At 57.1% G+C, this 20620-nt stretch carries 21 protein-coding genes; 13 read left to right on the top strand and 8 right to left on the bottom strand.

Going from position 1 to position 20620, the window contains the following annotated elements; translation table 11 throughout:
- Positions 1-26: 26 nt before the first annotated feature.
- Positions 27-1085, top strand: a complete 1059-nt coding sequence (locus INF86_RS15275; protein ID WP_045621913.1) for a MerR family transcriptional regulator — start codon at positions 27-29, stop codon at positions 1083-1085.
- Here the strand turns inward: INF86_RS15275 and dauA are convergent.
- The 4 genes from dauA to lolB all read right to left on the bottom strand — a co-directional run bounded on the left by dauA (position 1071) and on the right by lolB (position 5425).
- On the bottom strand, positions 1071-2750 hold the full coding sequence (gene dauA, locus INF86_RS15270) for a C4-dicarboxylic acid transporter DauA (RefSeq protein ID WP_045308283.1): 1680 nt from the start codon (positions 2748-2750) through the stop codon (positions 1071-1073). The two genes, INF86_RS15275 and dauA, sit on opposite strands and share 15 nt — an antisense overlap.
- 124 nt (positions 2751-2874) lie before the next feature.
- Positions 2875-3822 carry a ribose-phosphate diphosphokinase gene (prs, locus tag INF86_RS15265; RefSeq protein WP_003856663.1) on the bottom strand — a complete coding sequence of 316 codons (948 nt, stop codon included), beginning with the start codon at positions 3820-3822 and terminating at the stop codon, positions 2875-2877.
- A 125-nt stretch (positions 3823-3947) separates the two neighbouring features.
- On the bottom strand, positions 3948-4817 hold the full coding sequence (ispE, locus tag INF86_RS15260; protein WP_032624093.1) for a 4-(cytidine 5'-diphospho)-2-C-methyl-D-erythritol kinase: 870 nt from the start codon (positions 4815-4817) through the stop codon (positions 3948-3950).
- Positions 4814-5425, bottom strand: a complete 612-nt coding sequence (gene lolB, locus INF86_RS15255; RefSeq protein WP_003856665.1) for a lipoprotein insertase outer membrane protein LolB — start codon at positions 5423-5425, stop codon at positions 4814-4816. Before lolB ends, ispE begins: the two co-directional genes overlap by 4 nt.
- A gap of 201 nt (positions 5426-5626) precedes the next feature.
- On the opposite strand from lolB, the gene hemA reads away from it, so the two are divergent.
- From hemA to kdsA, 6 genes are read left to right on the top strand one after another with little or no spacing between them, the layout of a single operon-like run.
- Positions 5627-6883 carry a glutamyl-tRNA reductase gene (gene hemA / locus INF86_RS15250; RefSeq protein ID WP_003856666.1) on the top strand — a complete coding sequence of 419 codons (1257 nt, stop codon included), beginning with the start codon at positions 5627-5629 and terminating at the stop codon, positions 6881-6883.
- Between the two features lie 41 nt (positions 6884-6924).
- Positions 6925-8007: a peptide chain release factor 1 gene (gene prfA / locus INF86_RS15245; protein ID WP_003856667.1), complete on the top strand. Its 1083-nt coding sequence runs from the start codon at positions 6925-6927 to the stop codon at positions 8005-8007.
- On the top strand, positions 8007-8837 hold the full coding sequence (gene prmC / locus INF86_RS15240; protein ID WP_193543681.1) for a peptide chain release factor N(5)-glutamine methyltransferase: 831 nt from the start codon (positions 8007-8009) through the stop codon (positions 8835-8837). The genes prfA and prmC overlap by 1 nt, the downstream gene beginning before the upstream one ends.
- Positions 8834-9226, top strand: a complete 393-nt coding sequence (gene sirB2, locus INF86_RS15235) for an invasion regulator SirB2 (protein WP_022648377.1) — start codon at positions 8834-8836, stop codon at positions 9224-9226. Before prmC ends, sirB2 begins: the two co-directional genes overlap by 4 nt.
- Positions 9227-9229: 3 nt before the next feature.
- A complete protein-coding gene (sirB1, locus tag INF86_RS15230; RefSeq protein WP_022648376.1) occupies positions 9230-10039 on the top strand; it encodes an invasion regulator SirB1 in 810 nt (269 codons plus the stop codon).
- 36 nt (positions 10040-10075) lie between these two features.
- Entirely contained in the window at positions 10076-10930 is an 855-nt protein-coding gene (gene kdsA / locus INF86_RS15225) for a 3-deoxy-8-phosphooctulonate synthase (protein ID WP_022648375.1), read from the top strand.
- A gap of 105 nt (positions 10931-11035) precedes the next feature.
- On the opposite strand, the gene chaA is transcribed toward kdsA, so the two are convergent.
- Complete coding sequence (chaA, locus tag INF86_RS15220; protein ID WP_003856672.1) at positions 11036-12136, bottom strand: sodium-potassium/proton antiporter ChaA; 1101 nt, start codon at positions 12134-12136, stop codon at positions 11036-11038.
- Between the two features lie 268 nt (positions 12137-12404).
- Here chaA and chaB point away from each other — a divergent pair, with 268 nt between their 5' ends.
- Together chaB and INF86_RS15210 are read left to right on the top strand one after the other, a co-directional pair.
- Positions 12405-12635: a putative cation transport regulator ChaB gene (gene chaB, locus INF86_RS15215; RefSeq protein ID WP_003856674.1), complete on the top strand. Its 231-nt coding sequence runs from the start codon at positions 12405-12407 to the stop codon at positions 12633-12635.
- Positions 12636-12812: 177 nt separating this feature from the next.
- On the top strand, positions 12813-13508 hold the full coding sequence (locus INF86_RS15210) for a gamma-glutamylcyclotransferase (protein WP_193543680.1): 696 nt from the start codon (positions 12813-12815) through the stop codon (positions 13506-13508).
- Positions 13509-13538: 30 nt separating this feature from the next.
- Here the strand turns inward: INF86_RS15210 and INF86_RS15205 are convergent, their stop codons facing one another.
- The 3 genes from INF86_RS15205 to INF86_RS15195 all read right to left on the bottom strand — a co-directional run bounded on the left by INF86_RS15205 (position 13539) and on the right by INF86_RS15195 (position 16219).
- Positions 13539-13778, bottom strand: coding sequence for a hypothetical protein (locus INF86_RS15205; RefSeq protein ID WP_015570352.1), 240 nt, complete (start codon positions 13776-13778; stop codon positions 13539-13541).
- A gap of 196 nt (positions 13779-13974) precedes the next feature.
- Positions 13975-15759 carry a methyl-accepting chemotaxis protein gene (locus INF86_RS15200; protein WP_023306429.1) on the bottom strand — a complete coding sequence of 595 codons (1785 nt, stop codon included), beginning with the start codon at positions 15757-15759 and terminating at the stop codon, positions 13975-13977.
- A 106-nt stretch (positions 15760-15865) separates the two neighbouring features.
- Entirely contained in the window at positions 15866-16219 is a 354-nt protein-coding gene (locus tag INF86_RS15195; RefSeq protein WP_023300288.1) for a DsrE/DsrF/TusD sulfur relay family protein, read from the bottom strand.
- 73 nt (positions 16220-16292) lie between these two features.
- On the opposite strand from INF86_RS15195, the gene nasR reads away from it, so the two are divergent.
- From nasR to INF86_RS15175, 4 genes are all read left to right on the top strand, one after another.
- Complete coding sequence (gene nasR / locus INF86_RS15190; RefSeq protein ID WP_193543679.1) at positions 16293-17465, top strand: nitrate regulatory protein NasR; 1173 nt, start codon at positions 16293-16295, stop codon at positions 17463-17465.
- Positions 17466-17692: 227 nt separating this feature from the next.
- Entirely contained in the window at positions 17693-18940 is a 1248-nt protein-coding gene (locus INF86_RS15185; RefSeq protein ID WP_193543678.1) for a CmpA/NrtA family ABC transporter substrate-binding protein, read from the top strand.
- Positions 18941-18942: 2 nt separating this feature from the next.
- On the top strand, positions 18943-19821 hold the full coding sequence (gene ntrB, locus INF86_RS15180; RefSeq protein ID WP_022648369.1) for a nitrate ABC transporter permease: 879 nt from the start codon (positions 18943-18945) through the stop codon (positions 19819-19821).
- Between the two features lie 9 nt (positions 19822-19830).
- Positions 19831-20619 carry an ABC transporter ATP-binding protein gene (locus INF86_RS15175; protein WP_022648368.1) on the top strand — a complete coding sequence of 263 codons (789 nt, stop codon included), beginning with the start codon at positions 19831-19833 and terminating at the stop codon, positions 20617-20619.
- The last annotated feature ends 1 nt before the right edge of the window (position 20620 follow it).

Here is a 20620-nt window from a genome sequence, read left to right as displayed (position 1 = left end):
ACACTGGCAGAACAAAAGGAGCCGTTATGTTGATTCAGGTGGGTGAACTGGCGAAACGTGCTGGGATCACCGTGCGGACTTTGCATCACTACGAGCAAACAGGGCTGTTGTTACCTTCTGCCAGAAGCGCGGCAGGCTACCGGCTTTATAACCTGGCGGATGTGCAGCGTCTGCATATGATCCAGACGCTGGCAAAAGCCGGGCTGGAGCTTGCCGAAATCAGGGATTTTCTGGAACAGCGTTCGCTGTCATTAGCGGAATTACTCGACGGGCAAATCACTTTGCTGGACAAGCAACTGCGTAGCATCCATACGCTGCGCAACCGGCTGGTGGAATTGCGTACCGGGCTGACTGACGATGCGACGCCGGATCTGGAATCCTGGCTACAGACTCTGGAGTTAATGAATATGTACGATCGCTGGTTTAGCAAAGAAGAGTTGCAGCAACTGCCGTTTGCGGTAGAGAAAGAGGCGCTGGCGGATATCTGGTCGGGTCTGGTGACGGAGGTTAAACACTTGCTGGAACAGAACGTCAGCGTCACGGACGCGCGGGCGACCGATTTGGCTTCACGGTGGATGGAACGCCTGGAACAGGATACCGCAGGCAAACCGGAATTTTTGACCCGTCTGAACGAAATGCACAGCGGGGAGCCGCAGATGCAGGAGCAAACCGGCATTACGCCGGAGATTACGGATTACATCACGCGGGCGTTTGCCGAATCAAAGCTCAGCATCTGGGAGCAATATCTCACTGCCGAAGAGATGGCCTTTACCCGGGCGCACTACTTTGACCGGATGATGGAATGGCCGCCGCTGGTGGCGAAGCTGCATCAGGCGCAGCGGGATAATCTCAGTCCCGCTTCTGACGATGCGCAAAAGCTGGCAGAAAAGTGGCTGGTTTTATTCCAGTCCTATGCGGGAACAAACCCGCAGACCCAGCAAAAATTTCGTCTCGCCATGCAGCAGGAGCCGCATCTGATGAAAGGCACGTGGATGACGCCTGCCGTGCTTGAATGGCTCCAGCAGGCGATCGGGGTGATGATGCAAAGACGTGTCTCTGCATCAGATGACTCACAGATCCGCTAATGCAGCTTCACGGTTAGGGTAGAAGGACAATCGGCCAGGGATCGGCTGCACGCCCGCGCGCGCCATGGTGCGCAGGGGCTGGAATTCGAGGTTACTGATCCGCAGCTCGCAGCCTTCCGGCAGGCGGGCAACAAAGCGCTGGAAGGCATCCAGACCGCCGGCATCCAACACCGGGACGGCATCCCACTTCAGCACCACAATCCGTTTGCCCGCGATGCGGGACGCCAGATCGCTGAACAAACCTTCCGCCGCGGCGAAGAACAGCGGGCCAATCACGCGCAGCACCAGCACATCGTCAGGCACCTCAACGTTAACCGGAGAGAGACGCGTCATCTGCGCGATGCGGCGCATAAACAGCAGCGAGGCCAGCACTATGCCGACGCTGATAGCGATAACCATATCAAACAGCACGGTCAGCGACATGCAGATCAGCATCACGATGATGTCGTCTTTCGGCGCACGGCGCAGCAGATTCACCACCTTATGCGCCTCACTCATATTCCAGGCCACCATCAGCAGCAGCGCAGCCATGGCAGAGAGCGGAAGCCATGAAAGCAGTGGGGCAAGGATCAGCAGCGCCATGATCACCAGCAGGGAGTGAATGACCGCGGAAACCGGTGATGTCGCGCCCGCACGTACGTTCGCGGCGGAACGGGCAATCGCAGCCGTAGCCGTAATACCGCCGAAGAACGGTGCAACGATGTTCCCTAAGCCCTGACCGACCAGTTCGCTGTTGGCTTTGTGCTTAGTGCCGGTCATGCCGTCGAGCACGACGGCGCAGAGCAGGGATTCAATCGCGCCCAGCATTGCCATGGAGAACGCGGCAGGCAGCAGAGCGCGAAGGGAATCCCAGCTCAGGGTGAAGCTGGAGCCCGGCATGTCCCACGGCAGAACCAGCTGCGGCAGCAGCTGCGGAATACCGTTACCCTGTGAGCCATCCGCCAGAACATAGTGGAACTGGGAGCCAATGGTGGCGACCTGTCCACCGAGCAGGTTGACGACGCCCATCACCGCGCAGCCCAGCAGCAGAGCGGGGAGATGCCCCGGGAGACGAATGCCTAAGCGAGGCCAGACGATGAGTGTGCCGAGGGTAACGATGCCAATGGCTGCATCGCCCAGGTTGGCCGTCGGCAACGCCATAAACAGCGCGCCCACTTTCTGTAAGTAGTGCTCCGGAACATGGGCCATTTGCAGGCCGAGGAAATCTTTAATCTGCATGGTCCCGATGGTAATCCCAATCCCCGAGGTGAACCCCAGCGTCACGGAAAGGGGAATATATTCAATCAGGCGACCAAAGCGGGCCAGACCGAACAGAATTAAAAAGATGCCGGACATCAGGGTGGCAACCAGCAGGCCTGCCAGACCAAACTGTTGGGAAACCGGGTAGAGGATCACCACAAAGGCGGCAGTTGGGCCGGAGACGCTGAAGCGGGACCCGCCCGTCAGCGCAATCACAATCCCCGCAACGGCCGAGGTGTACAGCCCGTACTGCGGCGCGACGCCGCTACCAATCGCCAGTGCCATCGCCAGCGGGATGGCAATAATCCCGACGGTGATCCCGGCTATCAGGTCACGAACGAAGCGTGACGACGTGTATTTCTCTTTCCAGCAGGCGTCGATGAGGGCGCGAAAGGGCAGAACATGTGAGGAGGTTACGTTTTTCACAATTATCTATCATCCGTGTGCGCATCATCTGTCATATGAATGGCAGGTGAAGGAGGCATAAGTCATACAAATAAATACTATAAACAAAAAAACCCGCCGTAGCGGGTTTTTTGGCCGTGTTCGATCAGTGTTCGAACATTGCAGAGATCGATTCTTCGTTGCTGATACGACGAATCGCTTCGGCCAGCATCCCGGACAGAGTCAACGTACGCACGTTTGGCAGCGCTTTGATCTCGTCGCTCAGTGGGATGGTATCGCACACCACAACTTCGTCGATGACGGAGTTACGCAGGTTGTTTACCGCATTGCCGGAGAAGATCGGGTGAGTTGCGTAAGCGAATACGCGTTTCGCACCACGCTCTTTCAGCGCTTCAGCGGCTTTACACAGCGTACCGCCGGTATCGATCATGTCGTCCACCAACACGCAGTCGCGGCCAGCCACGTCACCGATGATGTGCATCACCTGAGAAACGTTAGCGCGCGGACGGCGTTTGTCGATGATCGCCATGTCGGTATCGTTCAGCAGCTTCGCGATAGCTCGAGCACGTACCACGCCGCCGATGTCCGGAGAAACCACAATCGGGTTGTCCAGATTCAGTTGCAGCATGTCTTCCAGCAGGATTGGGCTGCCGAAAACGTTATCAACCGGCACGTCGAAGAAGCCCTGGATCTGCTCTGCGTGCAGGTCGACCGTCAGTACGCGGTCAACGCCGACGCTGGAGAGGAAGTCTGCGACAACTTTAGCGGTGATTGGCACACGCGCGGAACGGACGCGACGGTCCTGACGTGCATAGCCAAAGTAAGGAATAACAGCAGTGATACGGCCAGCAGAAGCACGACGCAGCGCGTCGACCATAACAACCAATTCCATCAGGTTGTCGTTCGTTGGAGCACAGGTGGACTGGATGATGAAAATATCACCACCGCGTACATTTTCGTTAATTTGTACGCTGACTTCGCCGTCGCTAAAGCGACCTACAGCGGCGTCGCCGAGGGAAGTGTACAGGCGGTTGGCAATACGTTGTGCTAGTTCCGGGGTGGCGTTACCAGCAAAAAGCTTCATATCAGGCACGAGAAGAACCTCAGGCATGCGTCCAGTGGTGGATAGCGTTCGCCGCAAACTGCGGGGCCTAAGCAAACGCTATCCAGGCGGTGTATTAAAGAGCGCGATGCAACGTCTGGAACAGGGTGACGTTGTCACCGAAACTCAGTCTGCGCCAGAATGGCCTGCTGTAGGGGGGAGGTGTTCATCCCGCGTGCTACAAAACCATGCAGCCAGTCCGGCGCTTGCTCAAGCACCTGACGGGCGGCGGATTCGGTGTCAAATTCAGCAAAGACACAGGCCCCTGTACCGGTCAGGCGCGACGGCGCGTATTCTAACAGCCAGGAAAGCACCGCATCAACCTCGCGAAAACGTTTTCTTGCGATATCCTCGCAATCGTTGCTGAATTCACAATTTAATAACGTTTTTATTGACCGTACCGGGGTATTTCTTTTCAGGTCAGGATCTTTAAAGATGACCGGGGTAGGAATGCTCACGCCAGGGTGAACGATCAGATACCATTTTTCCGGCGGATCGACCGGCGTGAGGATTTCGCCCACCCCTTCAGCAAACGCCGCGTGGCCGCGCACAAACACTGGTACATCGGCGCCCAGCGTCAACCCTAATGCTGCCAGTTCGTCCGTCGTCAGACCGCAGCCCCAGAGGTGGTTAAGCGCCACCAGTACGGTCGCGGCGTTTGACGAACCGCCGCCAAGACCGCCGCCCATCGGCAGGCGTTTGTCGATACGGATATCCGCACCGCTTCCCGCTGGCAGACGACCCGACGACGACGCCGTTTTCATCAGCAGGCGGGCAGCGCGCACGATCAGGTTATCGTCATGCGCCACGCCGTCGACTGGCGTCAGCAGGCAAATCTGCCCGTCCTGACGCGGTTCGATTGAGATCGTGTCGCCGTAGTCGACAAACTGAAACAGGGTTTGCAGGGTGTGATAGCCGTCAGCGCGCTGCCCGGTAATGTAGAGAAACAGGTTCAGTTTTGCGGGAGAGGGCCAGTGGGTCATCATTTAACGATCCAGTTATCCATTTTCAGCTTGATACGCTGGCTACCCTGCGTCAGCTCCATATTGGACGGCAGCGATGGTTGCGTCTTGCTGTCATACGCGCTGTACACCACTTTCCAGGTTTTACCGCCCTGGGTGTAGTTAACCTGGCTCAGACGGTATTGGTCATCAAGCGTATAGTCGGTGGCGTCACCCGGCAGGCCAAGGATCCACTGGCGCAGACTATTGAGCGGAATCGGCATCCCGGTCAGTTTGCCAATCATCTCTTCGGCGTCGGTCGCGGTGTAGTGCTGGCCTTTGTTATCGGTGATCTGCGCTTCGCCAGGCTTCGCGTTAAGCTCCAGCTCGGTGCTGCCCAGCGGGTTGAGCAGCAGCAGGCGATAGTTGTCCTGCCCCGTTTGCTGCCAGAAGAAGCGAGCATAAACTTTTTGTTCGTCAGAGAGATATGCAAATGCACCGCGGGTCTGGTACTGGCTTAATTTCAGCACATCCTGCTGGTGCTGACGCCACTGCGGTGAGTCGGGGCTTTTGCCCGGGCCTTTCGGCTGATGAACGGAACAGGCGGTCAGAACCAGGGCCGCCAGAGGCAGCAGGCGAATCATTCGGGTCATAATGATGACAAATCCTTGAGATACGTTGCAGTTATAACTGTTAATGCTAGCGTTGAAGGGTGCCACCGTCTACGTTCAAATTATCTCAAAGCGCGGCGTAAGCTATTACTCCGAAAGGGGGCAGTCTCTTTTATTGATCTCGCGCATCCTGTATGATGCGTCCTGCTAACCTTATTAACGCTGGTACTACTCCCGCTCAACATGACCCTATTAGCACTCGGTATTAACCACAAAACGGCCCCGGTTTCACTGCGAGAACGCGTTACGTTTTCGCCGGATACGCTCGACCTGGCGCTGGATAGCCTGCTTGCACAGCCGATGGTGCAGGGTGGCGTGGTGCTGTCGACGTGCAACCGTACCGAGCTCTATTTAAGCGTGGAAGAGCAGGACAACCTGCACGAGGCGCTGATCCGCTGGCTATGTGACTATCACAACCTCAACGAAGAAGAGCTGCGCAACAGCCTGTACTGGCATCAGGATAACGATGCGGTCAGCCATCTGATGCGTGTGGCCAGCGGTCTGGATTCGCTGGTGCTGGGCGAGCCGCAGATCCTCGGCCAGGTGAAAAAAGCCTTCGCGGATTCCCAGAAAGGGCATCTGAAAGCCAGCGAACTGGAGCGAATGTTCCAGAAGTCATTCTCCGTGGCGAAGCGTGTGCGAACCGAAACCGACATTGGCGCCAGTGCGGTTTCGGTTGCTTTCGCGGCCTGTACTCTTGCCCGTCAAATCTTTGAATCGCTGTCGACCGTCACCGTACTGCTGGTGGGGGCGGGCGAAACCATCGAGCTGGTGGCGCGCCATCTTCGCGAACACAAGGTGAAGAAGATGATCATCGCTAACCGCACCCGCGAACGTGCGCAGGTGCTGGCAGATGAAGTGGGCGCTGAGGTGATTGCGCTGAGCGACATCGATGAACGTCTGAAAGAGGCGGACATTATTATCAGTTCTACCGCCAGCCCGCTGCCGATTATTGGGAAAGGGATGGTCGAGCGTGCGCTGAAATCACGCCGCAATCAGCCGATGCTGCTGGTGGATATCGCTGTTCCGCGTGATGTCGAACCGGAAGTGGGCAAACTGGCGAACGCCTACCTGTACAGCGTGGATGACCTGCAAAGCATCATTTCGCACAACCTTGCCCAGCGTAAGGCGGCGGCTGTGCAGGCGGAAACCATCGTTGAACAGGAAACCAGCGAATTTATGGCCTGGCTGCGCGCGCAAAGCGTCAGCGAGACCATCCGCGAATACCGCGGTCAGGCGGAGCAGGTGCGTGATGACCTGACGGCCAAAGCGTTAGCGGCCCTTGAACAGGGCGGCGACGCGCAGGCGATTATGCAGGATTTAGCCTGGAAACTGACCAACCGCCTGATCCATGCCCCAACCAAATCTCTTCAGCAGGCTGCCCGTGACGGGGACGATGAACGCCTGACTATTCTGCGCAACAGCCTCGGGCTGGAATAGCGCCCTATACCCATTTTCTAAGACAAGGTGCATTTACGCCTATGAAGCCTTCTATCGTCGCTAAACTGGAAGCTCTGCACGAGCGCCATGAAGAAGTCCAGGCGCTGCTCGGCGATGCCGGGACCATTGCCGACCAGGAACGTTTTCGCGCGCTGTCGCGTGAATACGCGCAGCTAAGTGATGTTTCAAAATGCTTTACCGACTGGCGACAGGTCCAGGAAGATATCGAAACCGCGCAGATGATGCTCGACGATCCTGAAATGCGCGAGATGGCCCAGGAAGAGTTGCAGGACGCTAAAGCACGGTCAGAAGAGATGGAGCAGCAGCTTCAGGTCCTTCTGCTGCCAAAAGATCCGGACGATGAGCGTAACGCTTTTGTGGAAGTCCGCGCCGGTACCGGCGGCGACGAAGCGGCGCTGTTCGCCGGAGATCTGTTCCGTATGTACAGCCGTTATGCGGAATCACGCCGCTGGCGCGTAGAGATCATGAGCGCCAACGAAGGCGAGCATGGCGGCTACAAAGAGGTTATCGCCAAAATCAGCGGCGACGGCGTTTATGGTCGGCTGAAGTTTGAATCCGGCGGTCACCGCGTGCAGCGCGTGCCTGCGACAGAATCTCAGGGACGCATTCACACCTCGGCCTGTACGGTGGCGGTCATGCCCGAGCTGCCGGAAGCGGAACTGCCGGATATCAACCCGGCGGATCTGCGCATCGACACCTTCCGCTCTTCAGGGGCGGGTGGTCAGCACGTTAACACCACCGACTCCGCTATCCGTATTACTCACCTGCCCACCGGGATTGTGGTTGAGTGTCAGGACGAGCGATCCCAGCACAAGAACAAAGCTAAGGCGTTATCCGTGCTGGGTGCCCGTATCCACGCGGCGGAAATGGCGAAACGCCAGCAGGCGGAAGCCTCTACCCGCCGTAACCTGCTGGGCAGCGGCGACCGTAGCGATCGTAACCGCACCTATAACTTCCCGCAGGGGCGCGTAACCGACCACCGCATCAACCTGACGCTCTACCGTCTGGATGAGGCAATGGAAGGCAAGCTCGATATGCTGATTGAGCCTATCGTGCAGGAATACCAGGCCGACCAGCTGGCGGCGCTGTCCGAGCAGGATTAATGGATTTTCAGCGCTGGTTACGTGAGGCGGCCCGTGAACTTTCAGAAAGTGAAAGCCCGAAGCGGGACGCCGAAATTCTGCTTGAGCATGTGACGGGTAAAGCCCGCACGTATCTGCTGGCTTTCGGCGAAACCGAACTGACAGCTGAACAGCTATCGCAGCTGGGGGCACTGCTCGCCCGCCGTAAAACCGGCGAGCCGGTGGCGCATCTGGTTGGCGAGCGCGAGTTCTGGTCACTTCCGCTGTACGTCTCAGCGGCCACGCTGATCCCGCGCCCGGACACAGAGTGTCTGGTGGAGCAGGCGCTGGCGCGGTTACCGGCGCAGTCGTGTCAGATCCTCGATCTGGGTACCGGCACCGGCGCGATTGCGCTGGCGCTTGCCAGCGAGCGGCCGGACTGTATCGTGACGGCGGTAGACGTGATGCCTGATGCGGTCGCCCTCGCGCGGCGCAACGTTGAACGGATGAGGCTGAACAATGTTTCCGTTCTGCAAAGCAGCTGGTTTGCCGCGCTTGAAAGCCGCATGTTCGAAATGATTGTCAGCAATCCGCCCTACATCGACGAAGACGATCCGCATCTCGCGCAGGGCGACGTGCGTTTTGAACCGTTGACCGCGCTGGTCGCTGCGAATCAGGGACTTGCGGATCTCGATCACATTGTGACAACGTCACGGCAACATTTGCTTCCCGGTGGCTGGCTGCTGGTGGAACATGGGTGGACGCAGGGAGAGGCGGTGCGAGCACTGTTTACGCGTGCCGGATACGCCGCCGTGGAAACCTGCCGGGATTACGGCGGCAATGAACGTCTGACGCTGGGGCAGTGGTCATGAGCCTGTTTACGCTGCTAATCTCCGTTCACCTGGTTTCCGTTGCCCTGACCATCGGCTTTTTCATTGTCCGCTACTGGTGGCGCTACAGCAATAATCCGCTGATTAACGCCCGCTGGGTACGTATCGCCCCACACGGTATCGACACAGTGCTGTTCCTTTCCGGAGCCGGGTTAATGTGGAAGACCGGCTATCTGCCATTTACTGATAAAGGCCTATGGCTGACTGAAAAGCTGTTTGGCGTTATCATCTACATCGTTTTGGGTTTTATCGCGCTTGGGCGTCATCGTCCGCGCAGCCAGCAGACAGGGTTTATCGCCTTTCTGCTGGGTCTGGTGGTGCTGTACATCATCATTAAACTCGCCACCACAAGAATACCGTTACTGGGGTAAGTCATGAGGTCCTTAGCCGATTTCGAATTTAACAAAGTGCCGCTATGCGATGGTATGATCCTGATTTCAGAGATGATCCGCGACGATTTCACATCACAGTACGTTTACGCTGAACTGGAAAATCTGGTCAGCCTGGCGCGCGAAGAGATCAATCAGGCACGTCCGCAAGACTGGCAATTAGAGAAGCTGATTGAGCTTTTCTACGGCGAATGGGGTTTCTGCGACACGCGAGGCGTGTATCGCCTGTCTGACGCACTGTGGCTGGACCAGGTGCTGAAAAATCGACAGGGTAGCGCCGTCGCGTTGGGCGCCATTTTACTGTGGGTTGCGCACCGACTGGATATTCCACTGGTGCCGGTCATTTTCCCCACGCAGATGATTTTGCGGGCGGAGTGGCTGGACGGTGAGATGTGGTTAATCAATCCGTTTAACGGCGACACGCTGGATGAGCATACGCTGGACGTCTGGCTGAAAGGCAACATCAGCCCGATAGCGGAGCTGTTCAATGAAGATCTCGATGAAGCCGATAACGCCGAAGTGATCCGCAAGCTGTTGGATACGCTGAAGTCTGCGCTGATGGAAGAGCGTCAGATGGAGCTGGCCCTGCGCGCAAGCGAAGTGCTGTTGCAGTTCAATCCGGAAGATCCGTACGAAATCCGCGACCGCGGCCTGATTTATGCGCAGCTCGACTGCGAGCACGTGGCGCTGAATGATTTGAATTATTTCGTCGAGCAATGTCCGGAAGACCCGATCAGCGAAATGATTCGCGCGCAGATCAACGCGATCGCGCATAAACACATTACACTGCATTAATCTTAATTCCGATTCACACCTGAATAAGGCGATCCTATGAAACAAAAAGTGGTTAGCATTGGTGATATCAACGTGGCAAACGACCTGCCGTTCGTGCTGTTTGGCGGTATGAACGTTCTGGAATCCCGCGATCTCGCTATGCGCATCTGCGAACACTACGTGACCGTGACCCAGAAGCTGGGCATCCCGTACGTGTTTAAAGCCTCTTTTGACAAAGCCAACCGCTCCTCCATTCACTCCTACCGTGGCCCGGGCCTGGAAGAGGGGATGAAGATTTTCCAGGAGCTGAAACAGACGTTTGGCGTGAAAGTGATCACCGACGTGCACGAAGCGTCTCAGGCACAGCCCGTGGCTGATGTGGTAGACGTGATTCAGCTTCCGGCGTTCCTGGCGCGCCAGACTGACCTGGTAGAAGCGATGGCGAAAACCGGTGCCGTGATTAACGTGAAAAAACCGCAGTTCGTGAGCCCTGGCCAGATGGGTAACATCGTCGATAAGTTTATCGAAGGTGGTAACGACCAGGTGATCCTGTGCGACCGTGGTTCAAACTTCGGTTATGACAACCTGGTTGTGGATATGCTGGGCTTCAGCGTAATGAAGAACGTCTCTAACCAGTCTCCGGTGATTTTCGACGTGACCCACTCCCTGCAATGTCGCGACCCGTTTGGCGCCGCGTCTGGCGGGCGTCGTGCGCAGGTGACCGAACTGGCACGCGCCGGTATGGCAACCGGCCTGGCGGGTCTGTTCATTGAAGCGCACCCGGATCCGGTTAACGCGAAATGCGACGGTCCATCCGCGCTGCCGCTGGATAAGCTGGAGCCATTCCTGAAACAGATTAAAGCGATTGACGATCTGGTGAAGAGCTTCGACGAGCTGGATACCAGCAACTAATAAAAAACCCGCTTCGGCGGGTTTTTCTTTGCCCGGCGGCGCTACGCTTGCGCGGGCCTACGGGGTTCGTAGGCCGGGTAAGCGCAGCGCCACCCGGCAAAAAAATTACGCAAATATCGTCATCAGATACGCAATAAACAGCGCCATATGCGCCGCGCCGTTCAGCACATTGGTGCGCCCGGTGGAGAAGGATATCTGGCACAGCAGCAAGGATGCCACCATCACAATCATCTCTGGCGCACCCAGCGCAAACTGCAATTCATTTCCCGTCATAAAGGCAATCAACGTCACCACCGGAACGGTAAGGGAGATGGTCGCCAGAACGGAGCCAAAGAACAGATTCATCGCACGCTGCACCTGATTATTGAGCACCGCTTTCAGCGCTCCCAGGCCTTCTGGCGACAGGATCAACAGGGCTACCAGGAAACCGGTAAAGGCGACCGGCGCGTTCAGTTCAGTTAACAGCGCCTCCAGCGGGTTCGCATTCATCTTGGTGACCGCAATTACCGCAATCAGATGCACGATCAGCCAAACCGTGTGCCACGCGCTGCTGTGGGCCGACGGCTTACCGTGATGCGGGTCATCATCGTCGCCGTCGTCTTCATGCTCGTAAACAAACAGGCTCTGGTGCGTTTTGGTCTGGATCAGCAAGAACACGCCGTACATTGCCGCGGAAATCAGCGCCACCAGCAGCGCCTGGCCGGTGGTGAAGTTTGCGCCCGGCAATGCCATCGGGAATACCAGCACGATAATCGCCAGCGGGAACAGGGCGATCAGATACTGTTTAATGCCAAAAAGGTTCATGTACTGGGTGGCAAATTTGCGGCCACCTAATAAAAGCGAAAAACCGACCAGGCCGCCGGTAACAATCATAATGATGGAGTAGAGCGTATCGCGCATTAACGTTGGTGCGGCGTCGCCGGTGGCCATTAATGCGGAAATTAGACTGACCTCAAGAATCACAACCGAAAGGCTTAAAATTAATGACCCATACGGCTCTCCAAGACGGTGGGCTAAAACATCCGCATGGCGTACCACGCTAAATGCACTGGTTAAAATACCCACCAGAGCCAGAATATTGATCCCCACAACCACTGGCAATGACTGACTGCTTCCCCAGAAGAGCAGCACAGCCAGTGCCAGAACCGGGAAAATGAGAGAGGTCTCCTTGTGGCGGGTCTTTACCGCCTCGTGTGTTGCTGTCATGTGTTTCTCCAACAGTGCAGGTGCTTGTAATTATAGATAGATTTTGAGGGTGTTAAATTAACAGAAAACGGTTAAATACCCTGTATTTTTTACTTAATTTTACCCTTTAATGGGATTTTTCTTCCTGAAGCTTATAATGACTCATTTACACAAAATAATAATTTAATAACAATGCCTTGCACTCTTAAATAGTTCATTTCTCGCTGTCGGCTGGCACCCTGGCGTATCGTCGTCCACACTTATCTTTTAGCCAAAAGAGAGGTTAGCGATGCCATACAAATCGAAAAGCGAATTACCGGATAACGTGCAAAACGTACTGCCTGCCCACGCTCAGGATATCTATAAAGAAGCCTTTAACAGCGCCTGGGATCAGTACAAAGATAAAGAAGATCGCCGGGACGATGCCAGCCGTGAAGAGACGGCGCATAAAGTGGCCTGGGCCGCCGTAAAAAATGACTATGAGAAAGGGGATGATGACAAATGGCACAAAAAGAAATAGCTGCCGAATAATACACTGCCTCCATTTTGACATTTCAGGCGGTTGAACTGCCGCTGTATTGCATCTGGCCCGCGAATTGCTTATCGTTGCTCAACTGCTGTTAAAATGAACAGCACAGAATGCCGGGAAGGCGCATTAAAGATGTCGCAAGGAAGCATGCAGTGGCGGAGGTGGAATGTGTTAACGCGTGATTTCTTGATGAAGGCAGATTGTAAGACGGCATTTGGTGCTATTGAGGAATCGCTTCTGTGGTCGGCTGAACAACGTGCGGCGTCGCTTGCGGCAACGCTGGCCTGCCGCCCGGATGATGGCCCGGTCTGGATTTTTGGTTACGGCTCTCTGATGTGGAACCCGGCGCTCGAGTTTGTTGAATCGGCAACCGGAACGCTGCCTGGCTGGCACCGCGCCTTCTGTTTGCGCCTGACCGCCGGACGCGGCAGCGCCTGTCAGCCTGGACGTATGCTTGCACTAAAAGAGGGCGGGCGCACCACGGGCGTGGCATACCGGCTGCCGGATACCACGCTGGAAGATGAGCTCACGCTGCTGTGGAAGCGCGAGATGATCACCGGCTGCTATATGCCCAGCTGGTGCAAGCTGGAACTGGACGACGGCCGCACCGTCAACGCGCTGGTGTTCATTATGGAACCGCGCCACCCGCTGTATGAAGCCGACACCCGAACCCAGGTGATTGCCCCGCTGATTGCCGCCGCCAGTGGACCGCTGGGCACTAATGCCCAGTACCTTTTCTCGCTCGATCAGGAGCTGACGCGTCTCGGTATGCAGGACGACTGTCTGAGTGAGCTGGTGGTGAAGGTTAAAGCGCTGCTGGAAGGGAACCCGCTCAGCAATACGCTGCGCCCGGGTTTTGCCTGATAATACGCCCGGCTGGCCGGGCGTTTATGGTTATGCTGCCACGTAACTTACGGAATGTTCGAGCGACTGGCTGTGGCTGTCGATCAGCACATCCCAGGTGCCGGTGTAAGGCACCGTCAGCCAGGCTTTATCATCCTGGACGGTAAGGATATCTGCCTGCGATTGCTTTTGCCCTTTTGTACTCATCAGATGGATGCGGCAACGTTCTGAGCAACGCACCACTACCGTATCCCCGCCAAACAGTTTCAGACTCGTTTTAACTCGTGCCATTTTTTATACCCCGTCGTTTTTGCCCATCCCGAGCGTGATGTTGTTCACAATTTACTCATTGCATAACACCAAAGGGGAAGGTGGGTGATGCTGATTTCGATCAAAAAATGGCGCAACGATTAAACAAAAATGACAAAATCCCTGAAACCTTTCAGCGGACGCGCGTTTTCCCTGCTTAACGCGCGTCCGGGAAAAATTATATGCGGAAATGGCCAGCGGTCTCAGCAAGGTCGCCCGCCTGGCTTTGCAGCGCGCTGGCCGCCGCAGCAGACTGTACAACGAGTTCAGCGTTCTGCTGCACCATACGATCCAGGTGAGTCACCGCGTGGTTAATTTCATGGATCCCTTTCATCTGCTCGCGGGTGGCAATAGATATTTCACGCATAATGCCAGACACGCTCCCGACGCTGGCGCGGATCTCATCCATGCTGTCGCCCGCAAGGTGCACAAACCGGGAGCCGGTTGCAACGCTTTCGGTAGTGGAGTCAATAAGGGATTTTATCTCTTTCGCCGCCTGAGCGCTGCGGCTGGCCAGATTACGCACTTCCCCCGCAACGACCGCGAACCCACGGCCCTGCTCACCGGCACGAGCCGCTTCGACGGAGGCGTTAAGCGCCAGAATGTTGGTCTGGAAGGCGATGCCGTCAATCACGCTGGTGATATCGCCAATCTTTGCAGAAGCCACTTCGATGGACTGCATGGTGCTGATTGCCTGCGAGACAACTTCGCCGCCGCGCGCTGCGGCCGCAGAGGCCTTACTGGCCTGGTCGTTGGCCTCTTCGGCCGATTCATTCGACTGGGTGACGGAGGCGGTTATCTCTTCCACGGCGCTGGCGGTCTCACGCAGGCTGGACGCGGCCTGCTCGGTACGTCCGGAGAGATCCTGATTGCCTGCCGCAATCTCCTGCGCGGCGTTTTTCACTGAGGCGCTGGCGTCGCGAAGCTGGACCATCACCACCGAGAGTTTATTGCTGAAGGCGTTGAACGCCTGCGCAATTTGCGCCACTTCGTCATCGCCGCTATCCGGCAGACGCTGGGACAGATCGTTGGTGCCGTTGGCAATGCTGTGCATCGCGTCGCGAATGTCGGACAGGCGCTTAAGCAGGCGGGCTATCAGGAGGTGGACAATGGCGCCGCTCAGAAGCGCCAGAATCACCAGCGAGATTGCCGACGCTTTCAGCAAGGAACGCATGCCGGAGGTAGCGTCGCTGCTGTCGAGGGCGACGACCAGCAGCCAGTTCGTGCCCGGCACGGCTGAGGCGATAAAGGTTTTTTCCTCATCATTGAGCGTCCCGTCGACCGGATTACCGCTCTTCAGCGCCGCAAGGTCGATGCCTTTGATCGTCCCGGTAAACGGCTTCAGCGTCAGGGTCGGCTCGTTGGCGGCAATAACCGTGCCGTCGCTGTTCAGGAGCAACCCGCTGCTGGCAGGCGTTGGGTGGATCCCGCGCACGTTCGCCACCACGCTATCCATGGCGACATCGCCCGCTACCACTGCTTTCAGAGTACCATTCTCCTTCACCGGTACGGCAAACGTCACCACCAGCTTCCCGGTCCCGGCATCAACGTAGGGCGCCGTCACAACCGGGCCGTCCGTGCTCACCACCTGCTGATACCAGGGACGAATGGTTGGGTCATAATCCGCCGGGACCCCCGCAGGATCGGAGAATTTCGCCGTCTTGCTGGCGTAGCCTGCGTAGACGTTGGTGAAGCCGCCCGCCTGGGCTAATTGCTTAAATACCGGAACCGGATCGTCAGCCAGCGCGATGCTCTGCGCGGAGGCAATCACCGTCATTTTGCTTTTGACCCAGTCGGCAATCGCCATATTGTGGCTGGCGCTGGTGCTGGTCAGTATATCGCGCTGCGACTGCTGATTATCCTGGCGCGTGACCTGAAAGTTGATAATGGTATTAAGAAGAAGGGCGACGACCATACAGCCTGTCGTCGCCGCAATAATGCGGGCGCGAATGGATCTGAACATAAGTGTAATACCTGCTGTGTTGTTTCCATGCCTATCGGCAATGGCGCAGGTAAACTTGATGCTGAAACCGCGTCCATAAGAAAATAATATTTTTAGCGATTTATTATTAAAAAGTTAATACTTTATCAGCGGTAAGAGTCCATTCAGCCAGTTCAACCAGCGTGCCAATTTCCACGCCATCAATCAGGGGCAGCCCGGTAATGCCGCGACCGTCGGTACAGGTTTTGCACAGCTTGACCGGAACGTTTTGCGCGGTCAGGATCTCCAGCATGTGTTGTATGTTGTAGCCCTCAGCGGGTTTCTGCCCCTTCAGCGCGGCCGTGACGGCATCGGACATCAAAAAGAGGCGCAGCTCCAGCTCACTCTCCTTATCGCGCAGCGCGATTGCCAGGCGTAGACTGTTAAAAAGGGATTCACTGCCGTAGGCCGCACCGTTGGCGACGATCACAATCTTCTGCATGTTGACTCCTGTTCTTTGAAAAGGCACGAATATTGCTTCTCATACCGAAGAATATGTATCGGAGAGAGAAACGATGACGATAGTGGCTGGCAGTTCGCCTGGCGCGACCGAATGGTTCCAGCGTGCAAGAATGCTGCGGGAGGAACAGCTCGGCAGATTAGCGCAGCTGGGCGCACTGGTGAACGGCATCAGTCGACTGGTGCATATGCTACAGTGCGAACGCGGTGCGTCAAATGTCTGGCTCTGCTCGCAGGGTAAATTGTACGGGCCTGAATGCAAGGCCAGCAGGGCTTTGGTGGATGAAAACCTTGCGGCATTGCACCTCCTGTTTAGCGAACCGCTGCCGGGCAGCGCCCTCTGCGAACGTATCGCCAACGCACTGCACGGCCTTGAAACGCTGACGGTGCTGCGTGATGGCGTTACAGGTCAACGCGTCACCGCGCCGCAGGCGATGGAACACTACAGCCGCATACTGCGGCTTCTGCTCAATATCGTACCTCAACTCAGCGACAGCATTGACGATCCGCACATCGCGGGCCGATTTGTGGCCCTTTACAGCCTGATGCAGGGCAAAGAACTTGTGGGACAAGAGCGGGCGTTAGGGGCTATTGGTTTCACCCAGGGATTCTTTGACGATGAAACTCGCCAGCGGCTGGTGGATCGCATTGATGGCCAGCAGGCCTGCTTTGAGGTTTTTATCTCCCATTGCACTCCAGACGTGCAGGAGACGTTTACCCTCAACTGTCAGCCGGGTCTGGAGACTGAAAAACTCAGGCGTGAAGCGTGCACCCGCCAGCCTCCGGCAGATGATGGCGATACCGCCCTCAAATGGTTTGCCCTGCAAACCGCGCGTCTTGAGCATCTGCGCACGCTGGAGGAGGTGGCCATTGCCGATCTGATGACGGCAGTTGAGAAGCGTCGCTATAGCGAAAACCTGCACATAGACGATGAGTACGACGATATCCTGGCGCGATTTCCGGATAGACCACTGCTGCCGCTGGTGCGCCAGCAGGCGCGTGAAATTGAGCAACTCTCCCGTCAGCTTGCTTCCCTGCGCGACACGCTGGAGGAGCGCAAGACCATCGACAAAGCCAAAAGCGTGCTAATGACGCATCAGAACATGAGCGAGGAGCAGGCGTGGACAGCCCTGCGCAAAATGGCGATGGATAAAAACCAACGCATGGTGGATATCGCCCGTGCGCTCCTTACGGTGAAAAATCTGTGGAAGGTACCCCCTGGGGAGTAGTTGCACAGTCAGTGGGCATTTAATGCCTGATTGAGGTGCGTAAAAGAGCGCTCTCCTTGCAGAAACCCCGTAACGCCGGGGTTAAAAAGCTGGCATCACCTTTGCATTAACAGATTAACTATTTTTGACGATGCGCCAACGGCGGTGCATACGTCTTCGGGATAAAGGCGTCCAGCGGTGCTTCAGCACCGTCGGGCGCTTTTTTTTGCCTTTTTTCAGGAGCAATTATGGCGGATTTGTCGAGACGGCGGTTATTGCAGGCCAGCATGCTGGCGAGTGGTGCGTTGCTGTTGCCGGGTGTCATGCAGGCCGCATGGGCGGCGGGGTCAGATAAGCCGGAGCAGGATACCGTGCGTATCGGGTTTATCCCCCTGACCGATTGCGCGCCAGTGGTTATCGCGGCCCTGAAAGGGTTCGATAAAAAACACGGCATTACCATTGTACCTACTAAAGAGGCGAGCTGGGCGGCGGTGCGCGACAAGCTGGTGGCGGGGGAGCTGGACGCCGCACACATTCTTTACGGCCTGCTGTACGGACTGGAGCTGGGTATCGCGGGCAAGCCGCAGCAGATGGCGAACCTGATGACTCTCAACCAGAACGGTCAGGCCATTACGCTCTCCAGCGATCTGGCGGAGAAGGGCGTTCGTGATCTCGACGGGCTGAAAAAGCTGATTACACAGCAGGCACCGGGAACCTACACCTTCGCGCATACCTTCCCGACGGGGACACACGCTATGTGGCTCTACTACTGGCTGGCCAGTGCGGGCATTAACCCGTTTGACGACGTGCGCACTGTGGTGGTCCCGCCGCCACAGATGGTGATGAACATGCGCATCGGCAACATGGTCGGGTTCTGCGTCGGCGAGCCGTGGAACGCGCGGGCGATTAACGACCGCATCGGGTTTACCGCCGCCACGTCACAGTCCATCTGGGCCGATCACCCGGAAAAGATCCTCGGCACCCGACGCGACTGGGTGGTGAAAAATCCGCACACCGCACGGGCGCTGGTGAGCGCTGTGATGGAAGCCGCGCGCTGGATCGAGGCGTCAGCGGAAAACAAACGTGAAACCGCGCAGATCCTCTCGCGCCGCGCATGGCTCAACTGCAAGGAACAGTACCTCACCGGACGCATGCTCGGCGAATACGACAACGGGCTCGGTCAACGCTGGCAGGATGCGCACCCGATCCGTTTCTTCAACGAGGGTGCCGTGAGCTACCCGTATCTCTCCGACGGCATGTGGTTCTTAACCCAGTTCCGCCGCTGGGGCTTGCTCAACGCCGCGCCGGATTATGCGGGCATCGCACAGCGCATTAACCAGACCGCGGTCTGGCAGGATGCCGCGACCGCCGTGGGCGGCATGTCCACACCGTCATCACCGTATCGCAGCAGTACCCTGATGGACGGCACCGTCTGGAACGGCACCGATCCGGAAGGGTACGCCAACCGCTTCGCCATTCACCGTAAAGGGGCCTGAGTATGCAGCATCTGCAAAATACGCAACCACAAGAGAAGTCAGAGAGCGGGGAAGTGATTGTCCTGCCTCCGCTACAGGTTCGCCGTCGTGCGCCAGCGTTTACGCGTCGGATGAATGAGTTTTTACAGCGCGTCATCCCGGCGCTGCTCGGTCTCGGTCTGCTGGTGGTGCTCTGGCAGCTGGCGGCGATAAACAGTAAAGGTTTCCCGACGCCGCTCAGCACGCTCGATTCGGCCATGACCCTGTTTGCCGATCCGTTTTATCGCGACGGGCCAAACGATATGGGCATTGGCTGGAACGTGCTGGCGTCGTTGCAGCGCGTCGCCATCGGCTTCGGTCTGGCGGCGCTGGCGGGCATTCCGCTGGGCTTTTTGATTGGGCGCTTCACCTTTTTCTCCCGCATGTTCAACCCGCTGATCGCGCTCCTGCGTCCGGTCAGCCCGCTGGCCTGGCTGCCTATCGGCCTGCTGCTGTTCCAGAAAGCGGAGCCCGCGTCGAGCTGGACCATTTTCATCTGCTCCATCTGGCCGATGGTCATTAACACCGCCGAAGGGGTGCGCCGTATTCCGCAGGACTACCTCAACGTGGCCCGGGTGCTGCAACTCTCAGAGTGGACCATCATGCGCCGCATTCTTTTCCCCGCCGTGCTGCCTGCGGTGTTGACCGGGGTACGTCTCTCCATTGGCATTGCCTGGCTGGTGATTGTCGCCGCCGAGATGCTCACCGGAGGTTTAGGCATTGGCTTCTGGATCTGGAATGAGTGGAACAACCTCAACGTCGAAAACATTCTCATCGCCATCGTCATCATTGGCGTGGTCGGGTTGCTGCTGGAGCAGGGGCTGATGCTGATCGCCCGTCGCTTTAGCTGGCAGGAAAAATAAGGAGTGAAGATGAAACCTTTAATTCAGGTCCAGGCCGTGAGCCAGCGTTTTTCCACCGCCAGCGGCGAGTTTCTGGCGCTGCAAAACGTCTCTTTTGATATCCACGAGGGCGAAACCGTCAGTCTGATTGGTCACTCCGGCTGCGGCAAGTCGACCCTGTTAAACCTGATCGCCGGGATCACGCTGCCGACGGAAGGCGGGCTGATTTGCGACAACCGCGAAATCGCCGGGCCGGGGCCTGAGCGTGCGGTAGTGTTTCAGAATCATTCGCTGCTGCCGTGGTTAACCTGCTTCGACAACGTGGCGCTGGCGGTGGATCAGGTCTTCCGTCGCACCATGAGTAAGGCCGAGCGCAAAGAGTGGATTGAGCACAATCTCGACCGGGTGCAGATGGGCCACGCGCTGAATAAGCGCCCCGGGGAGATCTCCGGCGGTATGAAGCAGCGCGTCGGTATTGCCCGGGCGCTGGCAATGAAGCCGAAAGTGCTGCTGATGGATGAGCCGTTTGGCGCGCTCGATGCGCTGACGCGTGCCCATCTTCAGGACTCGGTGATGCAGATCCAGCAGGCGCTGAACACCACCATCGTGCTCATCACCCACGACGTGGACGAGGCGGTACTGCTCTCTGACCGCGTACTGATGATGACCAACGGCCCGGCGGCCACCGTGGGTGAGATCCTGCGCGTCGATTTGCCGCGCCCGCGCAACCGGGTGCAGCTGGCGGACGACAGCCGCTATCACCACATGCGCCAGCAGATCCTCCATTTCCTCTACGAAAAACAGCCGAAAGCGGCGTAAT

Origin of the sequence: Enterobacter cloacae complex sp. I1M (assembly GCF_014982425.1) — a bacterium.
Taxonomy (GTDB): Bacteria; Pseudomonadota; Gammaproteobacteria; order Enterobacterales; family Enterobacteriaceae; genus Enterobacter; species Enterobacter intestinihominis.
The sequence above is the reverse complement of the archived record's forward strand: the minus strand, read 5'-3'. Positions and strand labels throughout refer to the sequence as shown.